This window comes from Marisediminicola antarctica (genome assembly GCF_009930795.1).
Taxonomy (GTDB): Bacteria; Actinomycetota; Actinomycetes; order Actinomycetales; family Microbacteriaceae; genus Marisediminicola; species Marisediminicola antarctica.
In genome coordinates, this window is record NZ_CP017146.1 from 1,416,909 (window position 1) to 1,437,399 (window position 20,491).

General features: G+C 66.5%; 16 protein-coding genes, 1 pseudogene and 2 riboswitches. Of the genes and pseudogenes, 13 read left to right on the forward strand and 4 right to left on the reverse strand.

The genetic code is table 11. The features are described from left to right. Window positions 1-525: 525 nt before the first annotated feature. A complete protein-coding gene (locus BHD05_RS06750; RefSeq protein ID WP_161885748.1) occupies window positions 526-774 on the forward strand; it encodes a hypothetical protein in 249 nt (82 codons plus the stop codon). A 136-nt stretch (window positions 775-910) separates the two neighbouring features. Here the strand turns inward: BHD05_RS06750 and BHD05_RS06755 are convergent, their stop codons facing one another. Next, a complete protein-coding gene (locus BHD05_RS06755; RefSeq protein WP_161885749.1) occupies window positions 911-2,455 on the reverse strand; it encodes an aldehyde dehydrogenase family protein in 1,545 nt (514 codons plus the stop codon). Window positions 2,456-2,810: 355 nt separating this feature from the next. Between BHD05_RS06755 and BHD05_RS06760 the strand changes: the two genes are divergently transcribed. From BHD05_RS06760 to BHD05_RS16125, 3 genes and pseudogenes are all read left to right on the forward strand, one after another. Then, on the forward strand, window positions 2,811-3,380 hold the full coding sequence (locus BHD05_RS06760; RefSeq protein ID WP_161885750.1) for an HhH-GPD-type base excision DNA repair protein: 570 nt from the start codon (window positions 2,811-2,813) through the stop codon (window positions 3,378-3,380). A 352-nt stretch (window positions 3,381-3,732) separates the two neighbouring features. Beyond that, on the forward strand, window positions 3,733-5,328 hold the full coding sequence (locus tag BHD05_RS06765) for an ABC-F family ATP-binding cassette domain-containing protein (RefSeq protein ID WP_161885751.1): 1,596 nt from the start codon (window positions 3,733-3,735) through the stop codon (window positions 5,326-5,328). Between the two features lie 120 nt (window positions 5,329-5,448). Beyond that, window positions 5,449-5,505 (forward strand): annotated as a pseudogene (locus tag BHD05_RS16125) (hypothetical protein); the annotation flags it as partial. Between the two features lie 132 nt (window positions 5,506-5,637). Here the strand turns inward: BHD05_RS16125 and BHD05_RS06770 are convergent. Both BHD05_RS06770 and BHD05_RS06775 read right to left on the reverse strand, forming a co-directional pair. Continuing rightward, entirely contained in the window at window positions 5,638-6,093 is a 456-nt protein-coding gene (locus BHD05_RS06770) for a DoxX family protein (protein ID WP_161885752.1), read from the reverse strand. A gap of 66 nt (window positions 6,094-6,159) precedes the next feature. Beyond that, window positions 6,160-6,909 carry a phosphatase PAP2 family protein gene (locus BHD05_RS06775; protein ID WP_236966692.1) on the reverse strand — a complete coding sequence of 250 codons (750 nt, stop codon included), beginning with the start codon at window positions 6,907-6,909 and terminating at the stop codon, window positions 6,160-6,162. 83 nt (window positions 6,910-6,992) lie between these two features. Here BHD05_RS06775 and BHD05_RS06780 point away from each other — a divergent pair, with 83 nt between their 5' ends. The 5 genes from BHD05_RS06780 to gcvP all read left to right on the forward strand — a co-directional run bounded on the left by BHD05_RS06780 (window position 6,993) and on the right by gcvP (window position 13,524). Further along, a complete protein-coding gene (locus tag BHD05_RS06780) occupies window positions 6,993-8,648 on the forward strand; it encodes an ABC-F family ATP-binding cassette domain-containing protein (RefSeq protein WP_161885753.1) in 1,656 nt (551 codons plus the stop codon). A gap of 47 nt (window positions 8,649-8,695) precedes the next feature. Further along, a complete protein-coding gene (locus BHD05_RS06785) occupies window positions 8,696-8,854 on the forward strand; it encodes a hypothetical protein (RefSeq protein WP_161885754.1) in 159 nt (52 codons plus the stop codon). A gap of 69 nt (window positions 8,855-8,923) precedes the next feature. Beyond that, window positions 8,924-9,019: riboswitch (glycine riboswitch) on the forward strand. After that, window positions 9,020-9,128: riboswitch (glycine riboswitch) on the forward strand. It abuts the riboswitch before it with no gap. Between the two features lie 42 nt (window positions 9,129-9,170). Beyond that, on the forward strand, window positions 9,171-10,277 hold the full coding sequence (gene gcvT / locus BHD05_RS06790; RefSeq protein WP_161885755.1) for a glycine cleavage system aminomethyltransferase GcvT: 1,107 nt from the start codon (window positions 9,171-9,173) through the stop codon (window positions 10,275-10,277). Between the two features lie 2 nt (window positions 10,278-10,279). Then, window positions 10,280-10,651: a glycine cleavage system protein GcvH gene (gene gcvH, locus BHD05_RS06795; protein WP_161885756.1), complete on the forward strand. Its 372-nt coding sequence runs from the start codon at window positions 10,280-10,282 to the stop codon at window positions 10,649-10,651. Then, window positions 10,651-13,524, forward strand: a complete 2,874-nt coding sequence (gcvP, locus tag BHD05_RS06800; RefSeq protein WP_161885757.1) for an aminomethyl-transferring glycine dehydrogenase — start codon at window positions 10,651-10,653, stop codon at window positions 13,522-13,524. Before gcvH ends, gcvP begins: the two co-directional genes overlap by 1 nt. Window positions 13,525-13,863: 339 nt before the next feature. Here gcvP and BHD05_RS06805 read toward each other — a convergent pair whose 3' ends face one another. After that, a complete protein-coding gene (locus BHD05_RS06805; RefSeq protein WP_335920181.1) occupies window positions 13,864-14,586 on the reverse strand; it encodes a CPBP family intramembrane glutamic endopeptidase in 723 nt (240 codons plus the stop codon). 334 nt (window positions 14,587-14,920) lie between these two features. On the opposite strand from BHD05_RS06805, the gene BHD05_RS06810 reads away from it, so the two are divergent. From BHD05_RS06810 to BHD05_RS06825, 4 genes are all read left to right on the forward strand, one after another. Next, window positions 14,921-16,531: a peptide ABC transporter substrate-binding protein gene (locus BHD05_RS06810; protein WP_202614312.1), complete on the forward strand. Its 1,611-nt coding sequence runs from the start codon at window positions 14,921-14,923 to the stop codon at window positions 16,529-16,531. Window positions 16,532-16,697: 166 nt separating this feature from the next. Then, entirely contained in the window at window positions 16,698-17,627 is a 930-nt protein-coding gene (locus BHD05_RS06815; protein WP_161885759.1) for an ABC transporter permease, read from the forward strand. After that, window positions 17,617-18,570, forward strand: a complete 954-nt coding sequence (locus BHD05_RS06820; RefSeq protein WP_161885760.1) for an ABC transporter permease — start codon at window positions 17,617-17,619, stop codon at window positions 18,568-18,570. The genes BHD05_RS06815 and BHD05_RS06820 overlap by 11 nt, the downstream gene beginning before the upstream one ends. Continuing rightward, window positions 18,567-20,282, forward strand: coding sequence for a dipeptide ABC transporter ATP-binding protein (locus BHD05_RS06825; protein ID WP_161885761.1), 1,716 nt, complete (start codon window positions 18,567-18,569; stop codon window positions 20,280-20,282). The genes BHD05_RS06820 and BHD05_RS06825 overlap by 4 nt, the downstream gene beginning before the upstream one ends. Window positions 20,283-20,491: the final 209 nt, after the last annotated feature.

Here is a 20,491-nt window from a genome sequence, read left to right on the forward strand (position 1 = left end):
CACGGCGACGGCGCCTTCGACCGTGACGTTCCCGTTGATGGTGATGGTGGAGTGCCCATCTGGCTCGACGGTGCACTCCTGTGCCGAGTTGCCCGTGTACGGGTATACCGCACACGCCCGTGACCGTGATGCTTGCGTAATTCCGCGACGGGATTTCACCACCGGCACACGTGTACGTCATCGGCGATTGCGCGCTGGACACGGCAGCCGACGCCGGTCCACCCGAGAGCGCAAGCGCTAATGGCCAGGGTGCCTCGAGCCTCACTGCGATCCTCATGAGGTTTACCTTTCTCTTGCGGCCCTCCACGGGGCCGAACCCGCCCGTTCGATACCCATACGCCTGTCCCGCGCGAGGGGTTCCGTCCATGCCGGAAATGACGTGGTGGAGTTCCGCTTCACCGTGTAGTTTGAGGCTCATCGGCACCTGTGTCTCGAGCGGTGGGGGCGATCTGCTGACTTATTCGGATGCGCTGACGCCGGCCTCCGGAGAGCTCGCTCGAGTGGCGTTGTCGGAGGAGAAACCCGATGGACCAGACGCCCGCTCCGCAGCGTCGCCGAGGTTCGGGCCTCGGATGGCCGTGGGGAGCGCTCGCCGGCGGGGCGATTGGGTTCGCGCTTGCCTCCGTCATCTACCTGCTGATAACGCCGGTTCTGGAAGAGAGCACTGGTTGGGTCAGAGAGTTGCAGGGCCTGTCATGGAACCTTGTTCCCGCGCTTACCCTGGTCGGCGCGGTCCTGGGCGGGGTGCTCATGGCCGCCCGCCGCAGGCGGTGAAGCTCGACACACGGTGTCAGGCGCAGCCGGCCCCCTTGCCTTCGGCGGCGATTCCGGGGCGTCGTCTTCGAGAAAGTTGGTTCGACGGCAGTTCTATCCGACGAGCGTTGCTTCTGACACACAAGCTGCGACGGCGTCAGCCGTCGAGCGTGTCCGGATACCGTGACCCGTCCGGGAAGTTGCCGAACAGTGGCCGTTCGCCTTCGGTGACCGAGTCAACGAGCAGGTCCCCGCCGACGAATGCGCCGCGCCACGAGGCGCCGCGTCCACCGAACACCTCTTCCCGATCCCCACGGGAGCGGGGGCGGTTGATGCCGAACTTGAAGGAATGCACCTCTTCCCGCACCCGCCCGGCGAAGGCCCGGTCATCCGTTGCGACAGAGGACACCAGACTCCCGTTCGAGACATTCATCGCGGCGATGAATTCCGCCTCGGTGTCGACCAGCACGATCGAGTCGATCGGTCCGAACGGCTCCGAGTGGTGCAGCGACCAGGCTCTGGGCGGCTCGAGCACACATGCTGGAGCGACGTAGGCGGCGACGTCCTGCCCGGGGAGGAACTTTCCCTTTGACAGATCGCCGTGATACAGCGGGATGCCGCCCATCGTGATCGCCTCGTCGTATTGCGCGCGCAATTCGGTGGCCTTGACCTTCTGGATCACCGGACCGAATTCGAGATCCGGCAACTCGTCCGCGGCATCCTCCACGGCGAGCGGATGCCCGAATCGAAGGTTCCCGATCACCGACAGGTACATCTCCAGAAACGTCGGGAACAGCCGTCGCTGCACCACGTAGCGCGGATACGCGGTGCAGCGCTGTTTGGCGTACTCGAAGCCCTTGCGGAGGAGAGGTGCGAGCTCATCCCAATTGGAGTAGTCCCAGATACCCCAGGTGTTTAGCCCCTCCTGCTCCAGAATGTGTCGCTTGTCGAAGTTCGCGAGGTTCACGGCTGCCGCGCGCCCGTTCGATCTCCCACCCACGAAGGCAAGTGCGCCGAGACTGGGCGAGGAGACGAGAGCATCCGCCAGCTCGCCTCCGACCCCCGAGAGCAGCGTGACGGGCAGGCCGGCCCGCGCCATCATCGCGTGCGCCAGCGTGAGCGCGTGAAAGCCGCCCTGTGAAGGGGTTTTGGCGATGACCGCATTGCCCGCCAGCAGCTGCACGAGCTCGGCGTGCACCAAAACGCTCAGCGGGTAGTTCCACGACGCGATGTTCGAGACCGGGCCCGGCAAGGGTCGCCGGCCCTCGAGCTGCCTCCCGATCTGACCGAGGTACCACCCGACGCCCTCGATGCAGCGGTCGATGTCGGCGCAGGCGATCTTCCACGGCTTTCCGATCTCCCAGACGAGCAGCATCGCGATCGCGTCGCGGCTCTCACGCAGCCCGTCAAGTGCGGCCCTCACCCTCGCAGCCCTCTCGTCCAGCGGTACGGTGGCCCACTCCCGGTGCTGGCGAGCCGCGTCAGCGACGGCCGCGACAGCCGTATCGTGGTCTACCCGAGGTGGGCCAAGGATCGGTGACTGGTCGACCGGACTCACGTGCTCCCCGGTGATTCCGACAGCACGCCAGCTTCCCCCGATAAGATTGCGGATTCGATCGCTGTCGAAGGCTTCCGGAGCGAGTCGCCGGGCAGTGCCGGTGACACTGTGCCAATCGGTGCCGGGCTTGAGGAGTAGCGTCATTGATGTTCCGATCCGGGAGCTTCTGTCTCTGACCCGAATACGGGTTGCGCAATCGTAAGTCGGTCCCGCCCGCGCCTCGCGAGTTCACCGAGGGATTAACAGCAAAGGCGGATGCTGGGTCGAGGTAAGGCGGGCGGAACCTTCCGACCTGGCGTTCGATGAACATCATTCCGTGAGCGACGATCAGTGCGATGTGCACGCTGCCAGACGCTCACCGGAGGCATAGGTCAAGCTCATGACTTCACCGATCACCCGCGCATGCGGGGCCGGCGAAGCCACTGGTAACCTAACGCGCCGGGCGAGCCAGTCGCGCACGGCCGGGAGGTCGAAGGCCGCGAGGTGGCAAAATGGCCGCATGACCCTCAACATCACCGGCGACGCCGCGGCCGACGCCCTGCTCAGCGATGACCCGTTCGCCCTCCTGCTCGGGATGCTGCTCGACCAGCAGATCGCGATGGAGACGGCGTTTGTGGGCCCGGCCAAGATCCGTGACCGGATCGGCAACTTCGATCCGGCGACGATCGCCGGCTATGACGCCGACGCCTTCGTTGAGGTGTTCCGCGAGACGCCGGCGGTGCACCGCTTCCCCGGATCGATGGCGGGGCGCGTGCAGGAGGTGGCCCGCGTGATCGCCAGCGAGTGGAACGGCGATGCATCCGCCATCTGGACCTCCGGCTCGCCGGACGGCGCTGAGATTCTCCGCCGGTTGAAGGCGCTCCCCGGTTTCGGTGAGCAGAAGGCGAGAATCTTCCTGGCGCTTCTCGGCAAGCGGCGCGGGGTCACGGCGGCCGGGTGGCGGGAGGCATCGGCCCCCTACGGAGAGGAAGGCTCGTACCGCTCCGTCGCCGATATTGTCGACCCCGAGTCGCTCACCCGGGTGCGGGAGACGAAGCGGGCGGCGAAGGCGGCGGCCAAGAAGACCTAGCTGGGGAGCTACCGCGCCCCCCTGGTGCGTGCGCGCCCGGCCGGCCGGGCGCACATGCTACAAGCGGGCGCGCTCATGGGAAGATGCCCCGAACGTGGGCGCGCACTCACCGCGACGGCTCGGACGAGACGCCACCGTGCGGCCGGCGACACGCCACGGCAGCTCGTACCGCACCACGGTGATGCCACAACGGGAAAGTTCGGATGCCGCCTCATCGACCACGAGGCGAAAGTCGCCGAGCGACGTCGGCACGAGCAGGTCCGCGCAGCGACGCTACCCGCCCGCGTAGGCTGATCCTCGACATACCGGGTGGAGTTCGCACGACCTGGACCCGACCGAGAGGACACCGGGCATGAGCCTGATCCGACTGCACGACGTGAGCGTTCGCTTCGAGAACACCCAGATTCTGCGTGAGGCGTTCTTCCGCCTCGAGCCCGGCGACCGGGTGGGCCTGATCGGCCGCAACGGCTCGGGCAAGACCACGATGCTCAAGCTGGCGCTCGAGAAGGTCGCTCCCGACAGCGGCACCGTCACGCTCGAGCCGGGAATCAAGGTGGGCTACTTCTCCCAATTCTCCGAGCTCGACGGCGATGCGACGATCACCGAGGTGCTCGTCGGCCTGTTCGCCGACATCCAGGCCGTCGAGGCCGAGCTCGCCTCCATCGACGCGACCATCGCCGCCGACCCGAGTGCGAGCCCCGAGCTCGACCGGCTCATCCACCGCCAGGCCGAGCTGTTCGAGGAGATGGACCGCCTCGACGGCTGGGACTACCCCCGCCGCATCGACAGGGCCCTGACAACGCTGGGGTTCACCGAGGCCCACCGCGTCTGTCCGATCGACGAGCTGTCGGGGGGCTGGCGCAACCGTGCGGCGCTCGCGAAGATCGTGCTCGAGGCCCCCGATGTGCTGCTGCTCGACGAGCCCACCAACTACCTCGATGTGGCCGGTGTCGAGTGGCTTGAAGCCTGGTTTCGCGACTTCCGCGGCGCCGCGATTGTCGTTAGCCACGACCGCAGGTTCCTGGATGTCGTCGTCACGCGCATCATCGAAGTCGAGAACTTTCATCTGCACGAGTACCCGGGAAACTTCGGCGAGTACGTGGTGCAGAAGCAGTTCCGGCTCAAGAGTCTCGAGCAGCAGTTCGTGCACGAATCCGAACTGCTCGCCTTCGAGGCGGAGGGCATTTCCGACCGCCGGGAGGCCGCGAAGGCCGCGAGCCGCAGCCTCGACAAGCAGCTCTCGCACATCAAGAAGTCCCGTGCTCCGCGCCCTGTCGACCAGATCATCACCGAGATCTACGGCGGACTCCACATCAAGGACGTGCTCGGCCGGGTCGAGATGCTGAGCAAGACCTACGGCGAGAAGGTGCTGTTCGACGGGCTCAACCTCGAGATCCGGCGCGGCAACCGCATCGTCGTGCTCGGGTCGAACGGCAGCGGCAAGACCACCCTGCTGCGCGTGCTGACGGGGGAGGAGGATGCCGACTCCGGCGAGGTCGCGTGGGCGAAGGGGGCAGGGGTCGTGTCGTACAACCGGATGCTGGACGAGCTCGACGGCGACGACACCGTCACCCACGCTGTCAACGCGATGCCCGGCAGTCTCGCCTTCACCGCGACCCGTAAATCTGTGAACCGATTCCTCGGTATGTTCCAGTTCTCCGAGGCCGACCTGAAGCAGCGCATCGGCAACCTCTCCGGCGGGCAGCGCGCGCGTGTGGCGATGGCGCAGTGCCTGCTCTCGGGGGCATCCGTTCTGCTGCTCGACGAGCCGACCAACCACCTCGATATGGCCAGCACACAGGTCATGGAGCGGGCCCTCGTCCACTTCCCGGGTGCCGTCATCGTGGTCAGCCACGACAGGTTCTTCACCGACAAGATCGCCACCCGGCGGCTCGTCTTCGGCAGCGATGGCGCCGCGCCCGGCGAGATTGACGTGCGCGCCGCGTAGGAGGGCCTGTCGCAGGACGGGGCATCGGCAAGGCGACTGCGGAGCGCCTCAGGAGGCACGGCCGACGTGCTCGTCAACAACGCGGGCATCAAGTCCGGCGCATCCGGCACCGCATACTCTGTGTCGAAGCACGCGGTCATCGGGGTCACGAAGTGCACCGCATTCTTCCCTGGGCCCAAGGGCATCCCATGTACTGCGGATGCCCCCGGTGCCGTCACCACCAACATCGAGGCTCCGTTCCAGTCCGTGTGGGCCTGGGAGTGCCTCGGACCGATCAGGCAGACGACGATTCCGACCCCGGCGGCTGGTCTACCGTTCAGCGCTGGTGCTCGAGCGCCTGATTCGCCAGTCGCGCCACGCGCCCGTCGACCAGAGCGCCCAGAGCACCAGCAGCGGCTGGAACAGCAGACGGATGCCGCGGGCGAGGTCGGTGTTCAGGCCGAACGAATCGGTGGCCGTGACGAACTGGGAGATGTTGCCGGGGAAGATCGCGACGAAGAACGCCGCGGTCACCCAGCCGACGAGAACCCGCTGCCGCGGCAGCACGATCAGCGCGAGCCCGAGGAGAATTTCGACGACACCCGAGGCGAGCACGACAAAGTCGGCGTCGAGCGGCAGCCATTCCGGCACCTGCGCTTGGAACGCCTCGCGGTTCGTGGTGAGGTGGCTGATCCCGGCGACCAGCAGGAACGCCCCCAGCGCGATGCGGGCCAGCGCGCGTGGGAGAGAGGTGCGAGGACGGGAGGCAGCGATACCGGTGGTCATCAGGAAAGCTTTCGAGAGGTCCGACAGATTCGAAAGCCGGATGCGACGGGCAGGACGTGGTCGAGACTAGCCGCTGTCGGCCACGCGCACAGTCCGGTGCGTATCGATCACGATGACAAACCCCAGCACGATCAGCGCGATGCAGACGGCGCCCGCAGCATCCGTCGCCCAGTGGTAGCCCAGGTAGACCCGACTCGCGGCAGTCGCGACGATACCGAGCGACGCGACGACGAAGGCGGCGACGGCCGTGCGGGGGTTCCTCCGCCGGGAGAACACAAGGTAGGCCGTGAGAAGCATGATGGCGGCGGCGCCGACCACGTGCCCGGACGGAAACGATTCGCTGAGCTCGGGGCCGATGAGCATGCCCCGCACCGGCGGGCGGGCGCGGCCGACCAGCTCCGCGATCAGCCGAACGCCGACAATCGCGACCAGCGTGCCGCCCGCAAGCAGCAGAGGGCGCCAGGCGTGACGCGCGGTGAACACCCAGCCCAGCACGAGGACGAGTGCCACGATCGGAAAAATGGGTGGGCCGAACAGCACCGACAGGCCCGTCATCGTTGCGGTGAGGAACTCTGATTGCACCGAGTTCAGCCAGGCCTGCACCGGCGCGTCGATGCTCGACAGCTCGCCGCCCCGCAGCACATCGATGAGGATCACGACGAAGGCACCGAGCGGCACAATGACCAACACGGTCGCGATGAGGTAGAGCCTGCGCCGCACGGGCGCCGCCACGACCCGTTCCTCCACGATGAACCTCTCGTGCAGGCCACGCAGCGCCACAGCTGTAGAGGGTTTGTCATCACGTTCGTGGGCCACTCGCAAACCCTATCCGTCAGTGTGCGCGGGTCGGCGATCCGCTGTCGACGACGCGCACCATAGACGAATGAGAAACTGAACCCATGACGGCAACTCTCGTGGCGAAGGGCGTCGCCGGCGGCTACGCCCACCGTGTGCTCTTCGACTCCCTCGACCTCACGGTCGCTCCCGGTGATGTCGTGGGTGTTGTCGGCGTGAACGGATCGGGCAAGTCGACGCTTCTCCGGATCCTCGCCGGCGTCGACCAGGCGCAGGCCGGCACCGTCAGCCTCGCGCCCGCGGATGCCTTTGTCGGTGCCCTCCCGCAGGAGCACGAGCGCATCCCGGGCGAGACCGTCTCCGGCTACATCGCCCGGCGCACCGGATGCGCTGGCGCGACGAGGGAGATGGATGCCGCAGCATCCGCCCTCGCCGCGCCGGCCAGCGGCGGAATCGACCCGGCCGACGTCTACTCGAGCGCCCTCGAACGGTGGCTCGCGAGCGGAGCGGCCGACCTCGACGACCGCCTTCCCACCGTGCTCGCCGACCTCGGGCTCGACCTCGGCGCGTCCGGGGGCGAGACACTGATGACCTCGCTCTCCGGCGGGCAGGTGGCCCGCGTCGGCCTCGCCGCTCTGCTGCTGTCGCGGTTCGACATCGTGCTGCTTGACGAACCCACCAACGACCTCGACCTCGACGGGCTCGAGCGGCTCGAGGTCTTCGTGCGGGGGCTTCGCGGCGGTGTCGTGCTCGTGAGCCACGACCGCGAGTTTCTCGCCCGGTGCGTCACCCGGGTGCTCGAGCTGGACCTCGCCCAAGGGTCCAACACCCACTTCGGCGGCGGCTACGACTCCTACCTCGAGGAGCGCGCGACCGCCCGGCGGCACAAGCGGGAGCAGTACGACGAGTTCGCGGAGAAGAAGGCCGATTTGGTCGGCCGGGCGCGCACCCAGCGGGAGTGGTCGAGCCAGGGTGTGCGCAATGCGATCAAGAAGGCCCCCGACAACGACAAGATCCGCCGCAAGGCCTCGGTCGAGTCGAGCGAGAAGCAGGCGCAGAAGGTACGGCAAATGGAGAGTCGCATCGCCCGGCTCGAGGAGGTCGACGAGCCGCGCAAGGAGTGGCAGCTCGAATTCACGATCGGCGCGGCCCCTCGCGCGAGCTCGGTGGTCGCCACCCTCAGCGACGCCGTCTTCCGGCAGGGCGACTTCACCCTCGGGCCGGTGTCGCTTCAGGTCGCGGCGGGCGAGCGCATCGGCATCACGGGGGCCAACGGGGCCGGGAAATCGACGCTGCTGCGCGCCCTGCTCGGTCGCCAGAGGCCGGATGCCGGAACCGCGAGCCACGGCGCGAGCGTGGCGATCGGCGAGATCGACCAGGCGAGGGCGATGCTGTCCGGGCCGCATCCGCTCGCCGCAAGCTTCGAGCAACTCGTTCCGCACCTCACCCCCGGCGAGGTGCGCACGCTACTCGCGAAGTTCGCGCTCAAGGCCGACCATGTCGGCCGCGGCATCGAGGAGCTGTCGCCGGGGGAGCGCACCCGTGCCGGACTCGCGCTGCTGCAGGCGCGCGGCGTCAACCTGCTCGTGCTCGACGAGCCGACCAACCACCTCGACCTCACCGCGATCGAGCAGCTCGAGCAGGCCATCGAGGCCTACAACGGCACCCTGCTGCTCGTCAGCCACGACCGGAGGATGCTCGCGAACGTGCGCCTCGACCGGCACTGGAGCGTCGCAGCGGGCCGGGTCACCGACCTGTAGACCGCGGACCGGTTGGCGGGGCGCGACTCAGGGTGCACGATGGAGCCATGACGATTTCTGCGGCGATGGCCACCCTGCCGGCGTTCGTCATCCCCGGCGCGGACTTCCCACCCTGGGCGCCTTTCGTGTTCGGCGCCATGGGACTCACGACAGTTGCGGTGCTGATCTGGCAGGCCGTGCGGTACTTCCGCGACAACCGCGACTGACCCGGAATCCCGAATCAACCGCGGCGACTCGGCGCGGTAAGGTTGACCCACAATCGAACATCGGGCCCACAACGCGATGCGGGAGAGTTCGCCGGAACATCGGCGGACACCGAAGGAGCAATTTCTCCCCACCAATCTCTCAGGTACGAGTACCGCATCGAACAGGCCACTCTGAAAAGAAGCGTGAGGCACCACTCGCGCTCGCCCACGGTGAAAGTGGCAGACCCTCACGGGCCGGTCGCGAAGCTCTCAGGCCCATGACAGAGGGGGAGTTCCCACAGTTGCTTTCGCGCCCGCGCGACGATATGGAGAACTCGTGACCGAAGAACGCTTCTCGCCCCTTCATCAGCGCCATCTTGATGCCGGTGCGAGCTTCACTGACTTCGCCGGCTGGATGATGCCGGTGCGCTATTCGAGCGACCTCGCCGAACACCATGCGGTGCGCACCGCTGCCGCCCTGTTCGACCTCTCTCATATGGGGGAGATCCTCGTGCTCGGCCCGGAGGCATCCGACGCCCTCGACTATGCGCTCGCCGGCAAGCTCTCGGCCATCGCGATCGGGCAGGCGAAGTACAGCCTGCTGCTCTCCCGTGAGGGCGGGATCGTCGACGACCTCGTCGTCTACCGCACTGGCGAGGATCGCTACCTCGTCGTGGCTAACGCCTCCAACAGGGAGGCCGTTGCGGCCGAGCTGCGCGATCGTTGCTCGCCCTTCGCCTGCGATGTGCAGGACGAGAGCGACGACATCGCGCTCATCGCGGTGCAGGGTCCGCGCGCCCTCGAGATCCTCACCGAGGTGCCCGGCGTGCGCGTCGACGGCCTCGACGACCTCGGCTACTACCGGTCCGCGCACGGCCACTACGGCGAGCACGCGATGCTCGTCGCCCGCACCGGCTACACGGGAGAGGACGGCTTCGAGTTGTACCTGGCCCCGGAGGCGGCACCGGCACTGTGGGACGCGCTGCTCGAGACCGGTGCCGGCGCAGGTCTCGTCCCCGCCGGGCTCGCGAGCCGCGACACGCTGCGCCTTGAGGCGGGCATGCCGCTCTACGGCCATGAGCTCTCGCTCGACACCGTTCCGTCGCAGGCGGGCCCCGGCCGCGTCGTCAATCTGAAGAAGGAAGGCGACTTCGTCGGCCGCGCCGCGATCGAGGCGGGACCGGATGACGGCGCGCGGGTGCTCGTCGGGCTCGCGGCCGAGGGCAAGCGCGCCGGCCGCGCGGACTACCCCGTCTTCGACGGCGAGGACGAGGTCGGCATCATCACGAGCGGCGCCCTGTCGCCGACCCTCGGGCATCCGATCGCGATGGCATTCGTCGCGCCCGACAGCGCCGACCTCGGCACCGAGCTGTTCATCGATGTGCGCGGCACCCGCATTCCGGCGACCGTCGTCTCCCTCCCCTTCTACAAGCGAAAGGCATGAACATGCCAGACAAGACCACTCTCCAGTACACCCCCGAACACGAATGGGTGCAGGTCGACGGTGACGTCGCGACCGTCGGGATCACGGCCTACGCCGCCGAAAAGCTCGGCGACGTCGTGTTCGTCGACCTTCCGGCCGCGGGCTCCAACATCGCGAGCGGCAAGGTCGTCGGCGAGATCGAGTCGACGAAGTCGGTCGGCGAGCTCTTCGCGCCCGTCGACGGGGAGATCGTGGAGGCGAACCAGGCCGTGGTCGACTCGCCCGAGCTCGTCAACAGCGACCCGTTCGGCGAGGGCTGGCTCATCAAGGTGCGCTTCGCCTCGCTTCCGGAGCTGCTGAGCTTCGACGAGTACAGTGCGCTGGTAGGGGAGTAATGGGCGGCGTCGACCTCCAGGGCTTTGCCGCGCGCCATATCGGCACAGACACCGCCGCCCAGGCACACATGCTCTCCGCGATCGGCTACGACTCCGTCGATGCCCTCGTCACCGCGGCGGTCCCGCCGTCGATCCACGTCGACGGCTTCCGCTCCGCGGCGGACACGGTTCTGCCTCCCGCGGCGACCGAGCGCGAGGCGCTCGCCGAGCTCCGGATTCTCGCCAACCGCAACACGGTGAACCGCTCGATGATCGGCCTCGGCTACTACGACACGATCACCCCCGCCGTCATCAAGCGCAACGTGCTCGAGAACCCGAGCTGGTACACCGCCTATACGCCGTACCAGCCGGAGATTTCGCAGGGGCGCCTTGAGGCGCTCATCAACTTCCAGACCATGGTGTCCGATCTCACCGGCATGACCACGGCCAACGCGTCCATGCTCGACGAGGGCACCGCGGTGGTCGAGGGGATGCTGCTGGCCCGCCGGGCATCCAAGTCCGCATCGAACACGTTCATCGTCGACGCCGACGCGCTGCCGCAAACCAAGGCCCTGCTCGCAGGCCGTGCCGGCGCCGTCGGCTACGACCTCGTCGAGTTGGACCTGTCAGACCTGCACGACGGGGACGAGCTGCCGGCCGCGTTCGGCATCTACGTGCAGTACCCCGGCGCATCCGGACGCGTCTGGGACCCCAGTGCAATGATCGCCGCAGCCAAGGCGCAGGGTGGCATCGCGATCGTCTCGGCCGACCTGCTCGCCCTCACCCTGATCAAGTCGCCCGGCGACCTCGGGGCCGATGTCGCCGTCGGCACAAGCCAGCGCTTCGGCGTTCCGATGGGCTTCGGCGGACCGCACGCGGGCTACATGGCCGTGCGCGCCGGACTTGAGCGCCAGCTCCCCGGCCGCCTCGTCGGTGTCTCGAAGGATGCTGCCGGACACCCGGCCTACCGCCTCTCGCTGCAGGTACGCGAGCAGCACATCCGCCGCGACAAGGCCACCTCGAACATCTGCACCGCGCAGGTGCTGCTCGCCGTCATGGCGTCGATGTACGCCGTGTACCACGGCCCGGATGGGCTCCGGCGCATCGCCCAGCAGGTCGCATCGCGCACCGGAGCCCTCGCGGGCATCCTGACCGGACTCGGCGCCGACGTCTCCACCGACCACTTCGACACGCTCACCGTGGCCGTGCCCGGTCGCGCCGCAGAGATCGTGGCTGCGGCGTACGACCTCGGGGTGCTGCTCTGGAAGGTAGACGAGAACACCATTCGCCTCTCGGTCGACGAGACGACCGAGCTTGCCGACATCCGCGCGGTCGCGCAGGCGTTCGGCGGGGATGCGGATGCCGACTACGGCGACCGGGTTCGGTCCGGAGCATCCGCCCTGCCCGGCGGCCTTTCCCGCGAGTCGCAGTACCTGACGCATCCGGTCTTCAACACGCACCGCTCGGAGACGAGCATGATGCGCTACCTGAAGACCCTCGCCGACTACGACTATGCGCTCGACCGGGGCATGATCCCGCTCGGCTCGTGCACGATGAAGCTCAACGCCGCGACCGAGATGGAGCCGGTCACCTGGCCCGAGTTCGGCGGGCTGCACCCGTTCGCCCCCGCCGCCGACGTGCAGGGCTACCTGACGCTCATCGCGCAGCTGCAGAGCTGGCTGGCCGATGTCACCGGCTACGATTCCGTGTCGCTGCAGCCGAACGCGGGCAGTCAGGGCGAGCTCGCGGGCCTGCTCGCGATCCGCGGGTACCACGACTCTCGCGGCGACACACAGCGCCGCATCTGCCTGATCCCCTCGAGCGCACACGGTACGAACGCCGCGAGCGCGGTGCTCGCCGGGATGCGGGTCGTCGTGATCGCCTGCGACGAACTCGGCAACGTCGATCTTGACGATGTGCGCGCGAAGATCGCGGAGCACTCCGGCGAGATCGCCGCGCTCATGATCACCTACCCGTCGACACACGGCGTCTACGAGCACGAGGTCAGCAACATCTGCAAGACCGTGCACGACGCCGGGGGACAGGTCTACGTCGACGGCGCCAACCTCAACGCGGTGCTCGGATTCGCCCGGTTCGGCGATTTTGGCGGCGACGTCTCGCACCTCAACCTGCACAAGACGTTCTGCATCCCGCACGGCGGCGGCGGGCCCGGTGTCGGCCCAGTAGCCGCCAAGGCGCACCTCGCGCCGTTCCTGCCCGGGCATCCGATGGCGCAGCACGACTTCCACACGGGAGCGCCCGTATCGGCGGCGCCGTACGGTTCGCCCAGCATCCTGCCGATCAGCTGGGCGTACGTGCGCATGATGGGCGCCGACGGACTCAAGGACGCGACCGCCGCCGCGGTGCTCGCGGCCAACTACGTGGCAGTGCGGCTGCGGGAGCACTACCCGCTGCTCTACTCGGGCGACAACGGGCTCATCGCCCACGAGTGCATCCTCGACCTTCGCCCGCTCACGGCGTCGACCGGGGTCACCGTTGACGACGTCGCCAAGCGCCTCATCGACTTCGGGTTCCACGCGCCGACGATGTCGTTCCCGGTCGCGGGCACGCTCATGGTCGAGCCGACGGAGAGCGAGGATCTCGCCGAGATCGATCGCTTCATCGAGGCGATGATTGCGATTCGCGTCGAGGCGGATGCCGTGGCAGCCGGCGACTCCCCGGCCGACGACAACCCGCTGCGTGGAGCACCGCACACCGCGCAGTCGGTCATCGACGGCGAGTGGACCCACCCGTACTCGCGAGAACAGGCGGTGTACCCCGTGCGCAGCCTCATCCGCGGCAAGTACTGGCCGCCGGTGCGCCGCGTCGACAACACCTACGGCGACCGTAACCTGGTCTGCTCGTGCCCGTCGCCGGAGGCCTTCGAAGAATGAGCCCGCCCGGTCCTGGCTTTCATCATTCAGGAGTTGGAGATGGATGCTCGCTGATAGGGGCTGGTTGTGTGCCGGTGGGCCTTTCATCATTCAGGAGTTGAGGATGGATGCTGGCTGGTCTTCGCTGATTTGCGCCGCGGATATGCCGCAATTGGCGAAAACGATGCTCCATCGAGGGCTGCGCGCAAAGATTGGTTGTTGCCGTTCGGCAGCCTCCTGAATGATGAAAGTCACTGGGTTGGCCAGCCTCCTGAATGATGAAAGGTGCCGGGTTGGCCAGCCTCCTGAATGATGAAAGTCACTGGGTTGGCCAGCCTCCTGAATGGTGAAAGTCACTGGCTAGGAGAACAACGCCGGGAAGGTGACCGCTGCCCACGGGTAGCCAATGAAGACCGCGGCGTCGATCAGGAAGTGCGCCACGATGAGCGGCATCAGCCGCCCGCCCCGTGCATACAGCCACCCGAACAGCAGCCCCATCGCGAAGTTGCCGATGAACGCCGTCGGCCCCTGATAGAGGTGGTACGTGCCGCGGAACAACGCCGTCGTCACGATGATCGTCCACGTTCCCCAGCCGAGCAGACGCAGCCGTGCGAACAGGTAGCCGACCGCAATGACCTCCTCGGTGATGCCGGCACGTGCGGCGGCGAGCAACAGGATCGGCACGGTCCACCAGTACGTGTCGAGCGGGGCAGGCACGACATTCAGGGTGAGTCCCAGCTGCCGCCCGGCGAGGTAGAGCACGATCCCGGGAATCCCGATCACGAGCGCGAGGCCCGCGCCCGCGAGCGAATCCCGCCCGGCACGCGAGAAGTCGATGCCGAGGTCTCCGAGGTGGGGCCGGGTCACGCGCCATAGCAGGAAGACGACGAGCACCACCGGCACGAGGTCGAAGAAGATCGCGAGAAACTGGTAGATCAGGTCGAAGGTCGGCCGAGCGCTGAGCGACGGGTTGAGGGCTGTCGACTGGTCCCCGAGCGGCTCAGGCCTCGTCGCGGCGTTCACGATCGCCACCACCGAGTAGACGGCTGATGCCCCCAGGGAAAGTCCGAGAACGATCAGCATCTCCGCCACCACGCGTCGAGGGCGAGAAGACGCGGAAGTCGATGCCGCCATACTGCGTTCCGACACAAGTGACCTCCGACTCGGTTTCGATATTACCTGCGGAGTTGAGCAGATTTTCGCAGGCAAACGGCACTTTTCGCGATCGAATGTTGCGTATCCGCCGATTTGCGCGCAGTTATTCGCCGGACTTGGTGCGAGAGTCCACTCCTCGTCTGCGGTCACATTAAAACCGCCTAAGGTTTTTTGAGCAACAGGGAGCCACTCAGCCACCCTGTTTATCGCGGGGGATCGCGCTACAAACGCGCTCACCTCTCACTTTTGCACTGGAGGAAAATTGAGATTCAATAGAATCGGCACAGCAATCGCCGGTATCGGAATGGTCACCGCGCTCGCGCTGACGGGCTGCGCGACGGGCGAGGCAGCGACGGAGAATGGGGCCGGATCGGCCGTCATCACCACGAACGGCTCCGAACCGCAGAACCCACTGATCCCCACCGCCACGAACGAGACCGGCGGCGGCAAGATTCTCGACAACATCTTCGCGGGACTCGTCTACTACGAGGCCGACGGTTCGCCGCAGAACGACCTGGCCGAGTCGATCGAGACCGAGGACGCCCAGAACTACACGATCACCATCAAGAGCGATGCGACCTTCACCAACGGTGACCCGGTCACGGCGAAGTCCTTCGTCGACGCCTGGCAGTACGGCGCGCTCCTCAGCAATGGGCAGCTCAGCAGCTACTTCTTCGAGTCGATCGAGGGCTTCAGCTACGACGAGGACAGCGAGCTGACCGGTCTCGCCGTCGTCGACGACACGACCTTCACCGTGAAGCTCAAGCAGCCGGAGTCCGACTTCCCACTGCGCCTCGGTTACTCGGCATTCTTCCCGCTGCCCGAAGTCGCCTTCGAGGACATTGACGCCTTCGGCGAGAACCCGATCGGCAATGGCCCGTACATGCTCGATGGTGAGGGCGCGTGGCAGCACAACGTGAAGATCGACCTCGTCGTGAACCCCGACTACGAGGGTGGACGCGAGGCCCAGAACGGCGGCCTCGAGATCACCTTCTACGCGAGCCAGGAAGCGGCCTACGCCGACCTGCAGAGCGGCAACCTGGATGTGCTCGACGCGGTGCCCGACAACGCACTCGCCACCTTCGAGGACGAGTTCGGCGACCGCGCCATCAACCAGCCCGCCGCCGTCTTCCAGTCCTTCACTATCCCGGAGCGTCTCGCGCACTTCGAGGGCGAAGAGGGCAAGCTGCGTCGCGCCGCCATCTCGATGGCGATCAACCGCGAAGAGATCACCGACGTGATCTTCGAGGGCTCGCGCACGCCGGCCACCGACTTCACCTCCCCGGTGATCGACGGCTACTCGGACTCGCTCGACGGAGCCGAGGTTCTCGAGTTCAACCCCGACGAGGCAGTCAAGTTGTGGGCCGAAGCCGACGCCATCTCCCCGTGGGACGGCCAGTTCTCCCTCGGGTACAACTCGGATGGCGGCCACGAGGCGTGGGTCGACGCCGTGTCGAACCAGATCAAGAACACCCTGGGAATCGACGCGGTCGGCGCACCGTACCCGACCTTCGCCGAGATCCGCACGCTCGTCACCGAGCGCACGATCCAGACCCCGTTCCGCACCGGATGGCAGGCCGACTACCCGGCCCTCGCCAACTTCCTGGGCCCGATCTACTTCACCGGTGCCGGGTCCAACGACGGCGACTACTCCAGCGAAGAGTTCGACTCGCTCTACAAGGAGGGCCTGGCCCAGACCGACCCCGAGGCCGGCAACGAGCTGTTCCAGCAGGCGCAGACGGTGCTCCTGACGGACCTGCCCGCGATCCCGCTGTGGTACTCGAACGTGACCGGTGGCTACAGCGAGAACGTCGACAACGTCGAATTCGGCTGGAACTCGGTTCCGATCTACTCGGAAATCACCAAGGGCTAACACCCGATCCGCTCCGTGACGGGGGCTGATCACACAATGTGGGGTGGTAGCGCACATCGCTACCACCCCACGCATGTTCGTGCCCCGAATCACCGGGCGCTTCTCCCGCAACAGTGAGGTCGAATCTCAGTCATGTTCACGCTCGTAGAGGTCGGAGGCTAGACCCGTGGTCTGGTACATCGTCCGACGCCTTCTGCAGGTAATCCCGGTCTTCTTCGGGGCCACCCTGCTCATCTACTTCATGGTCTTTGCGCTGCCGGGGGACCCCATCATCGCGCTGGGCGGTGACCGTGGGCTCAACCCGGCCGTCGCGGATGCACTCCGCGCCGAGTACAACCTCGACAAGCCGTTCATCGTGCAGTACCTGATCTTCGTCGGCGGCATCTTCGTCGGCGATTTCGGTACCTCTTTCTCTGGCCAGCCGGTCTCGGACATCCTCGCCCGCACGTTCCCGGTCACGCTCCGCCTCGCGCTGCTGGCGGTGACGATCGAAACCGTCCTGGGCATCCTCATCGGCCTGTTCAGCGGCCTCCGCAAGGGAAAGTTGTTCGACTCCTCGGCGCTCGTCGTCAGCCTCCTCTTCATCTCCGTGCCGATCTTCGTGACGGCCTTCGTCGCCCAGTACATCTTCGGCGTGAAGCTCGGCATCGCCCGCACCACCGTCGGTGCCGGCGCCCCCTGGGAAGACCTCATCCTGCCGGCCGTCGTGCTGGCGAGCGTGAGCTTCGCCTACATCGTGCGGCTGACCCGCACCTCGGTCATCGAGAACCTCAACGAGGACTTCGTGCGCACCGCGACCGCGAAGGGGCTCTCGCGCCCCCGGGTCATCCGGGTTCACATCCTCCGTAACTCGATGATCCCCGTTGTGACCTACATCGGCACCGACTTCGGCTTGCTCATGGTCGGTGCGACGGTGACCGAGGGCATCTTCAACGTGCCGGGCGTCGGAAACACGCTGTATCAGGCGATCATTCGGAGCGAGGGGCCCACCGTCGTCTCGTTCGTGACCGTCATGGTCATCATCTATCTCGTCGCCAACCTGCTTATCGACGTTCTCTATGGATTCCTCGACCCAAGGATTCGCTATGCCAAGTAACGCCCCGCTGTCGCCGACCCACTTCGTCGCACCCCTCGACGAGACTCCTCTTGTCGCCGTCGACAACGTGCAGGTCGCCGCGAAGCCCAGCAACCTCTATCTCGACGCCTGGCGCGATATGCGCCGCCGTCCGTTGTTCTACGTCTCCGGCGTTTTCGTGCTGCTCGTGTTCATCGTGGCGCTGTTCCCGACGCTGTTCACCCAGCTCGATCCGCGCGCCTGTGCCCTCTCGTTCAGCAACCAGGGCCCGAGCGCGGGCCACCCGCTCGGCTACACCAAGCAGGGCTGCGACGTGTACGCGCGGATCATCTTCGGAACGCGCACCTCCGTCTCGGTAGGCATCATCGTGACACTGCTCGTCACGGTCATCGGAATTGTCGTGGGCGCGCTGTCGGGGTACTACGGGCGCTGGATCGACGCAGTGCTTTCCCGCATCGGCGACATCTTCTTCGCCATCCCGTACATCCTCGCCGCCATCGTCATCATGTCGGTTGTCGCTCGCGAGGCGCGCAGCATCATGGTGCTCTCCCTCGCCATCGGGGTCTTCGCCTGGCCGAGCACCGCTCGCGTGCTGCGCGGCCAGATCCTGTCGGTGAAGAACTCCGACTTCGTGATGTCAGCGGCCGCGCTGGGGGTGTCCAACTTCCGCATCCTGCTGCGGCACGTGCTCCCCAACTCGATCGCCCCGGTGATCGTCATCACCACCATCGGTCTCGCCGGCGCGATCGTCGCCGAGGCGACGCTGTCGTTCCTCGGAATCGGACTGCCGCCGGATGTCATGTCGTGGGGAAAGGACATCTCCCAGGCGCAGGGCGACCTCCGGAACAACCCCATGACGCTCATCTACCCCTCGATCGCCCTCTCCGTGACGGTGCTCTCATTCATCCTCATGGGCGAAGTCCTCCGCGACGCCCTCGATCCGAAGGCACGGGCACGCCGATGACCGACACGACCGTAGCGACCACTCCGGTATCAGCCCGGGATAACGGCACCCCACTGCTGGATATCCGCGACCTCCACGTCGGCTTCGTCACCCAGAACGGCATCGTCCCGGCGCTCAACGGCGTCAGCCTGACGATCATGCCGGGGGAGACGGTCGCGATCGTGGGCGAGTCGGGGTCGGGCAAGTCGACGGCCGCCCACTCGATCATCGATCTCCTGCCCGGGACCGGCAAGGTGACGAGCGGCCAGATTCTCTTCGAGGGCCAGGACCTCGCTGCGACCTCGGGCAAGGCGTTCGACAAAATTCGGGGCAACCTGATCGGCTTCGTGCCCCAGGACCCGATGTCGAACCTCAACCCGGTTTGGAACATCGGCTTCCAGGTTGAGGAGACCCTCGTCGCGAACGGGCGGGCGAAGCGCGGCAAGGATGCCAAGGCCAAGGCGATCACCGTGCTGAAGGAGGCCGGGCTTGCAGATGCCGAGACCCGGCTGAAGCAGTATCCGCACCAGTTCTCCGGCGGAATGAAGCAGCGCGTGCTCATCGGCATCGGGCTCTCCTCGCGCCCGAAGCTCCTGATCGCCGACGAGCCGACCTCTGCGCTCGATGTGACCGTGCAGCGGGTCATCCTCGACCACCTCGCGACGCTCACCGGCGACAGCGGCACCGCAGTGCTGTTCATCACCCACGACCTCGGTCTCGCCGCCGAGAGGGCCGAGAAGCTCGTCGTGATGTACAAGGGCAAGATTGTGGAGTCCGGCCCGTCGCTGGAGATCCTCCAGAACCCGCAGCATCCGTACACGAAGCGGCTCGTCGCGGCGGCTCCCAGCCTCGCCTCCCGCCGAATCCAGGGCGGTCATCTCGAGGGTGCCGCGCACGATCGGGTGGTGCCGGATGCTGCGGCGCCGCGCGTCACCGCCGAACCCGCGATCTCCGTGGAGAAGCTCACCAAGGTGTTCCAGATCAACACGGGAAAGATGCGCTCGCAACCGTTCACCGCCGTCGACGACGTGTCGTTCTCGATCCCCAAGGGCACGACGATGGCCCTCGTGGGGGAGTCCGGCTCGGGCAAGTCCACGGTCGCAAAGCTCATCCTCAAGCTCGAGTCGGCGACATCAGGTTCCGTGATGGTGGGTGGCAAGGACATCAACAAGGTGGGTGGGCGCGAGCTCCTCGCCCTCCGGCGCCAGATGCAGCCTGTGTTCCAAGACCCGTTCGGCTCGCTCGACCCGCTCTACAACATCGGGTCGACGATCGCGGAGCCCCTCGTCACCCACCGTGTCGGCAGCAAGAAGGAACGGCACGCACGGGTGCTGGAGCTGCTCGAGCAGGTCGCCCTGCCGACGACGCTCATCGACCGGTACCCGAACGAGCTGTCCGGCGGACAGCGCCAGCGCATCGCGATCGCGCGCGCTCTCGCCCTGAAGCCCGAGATCCTTGTGCTGGACGAGGCCGTCTCGGCGCTCGACGTGCTCGTGCAGGCCCAGATCCTCGCGCTGTTGACGGAGCTGCAGTCCGAGCTCGATCTGACCTACCTCTTTATCACTCACGACCTCGCCGTCGTCAGGCTCGTCGCGGACCATGTCTCGGTCATGCGTCAGGGAAAGATCGTGGAGGCGTCGTCGACAGACGAGGTCTTCGATAATCCGCGTGAGGAATACACAAAGGAACTGCTGGCCGCGATCCCGGGAACCGGAGTTGAGCTCGGCTTCTGACCGCAGCGCGCAACCTATCATCGCCGCCACCCACGACCGGCGCCCGATATCGCCAATATCGAGCGACCGGACGCACGATTTCTTTGGTGTGCACAAAATTCCTGCAATATCGTCACTACTGTGTAACGTTTTCGTGTTGCAGTAGGACGATCGCTCCACCGTGCCTAGGGTCGAGATATTCGAGGCGGCGTTAGCACAATCACCTGCGT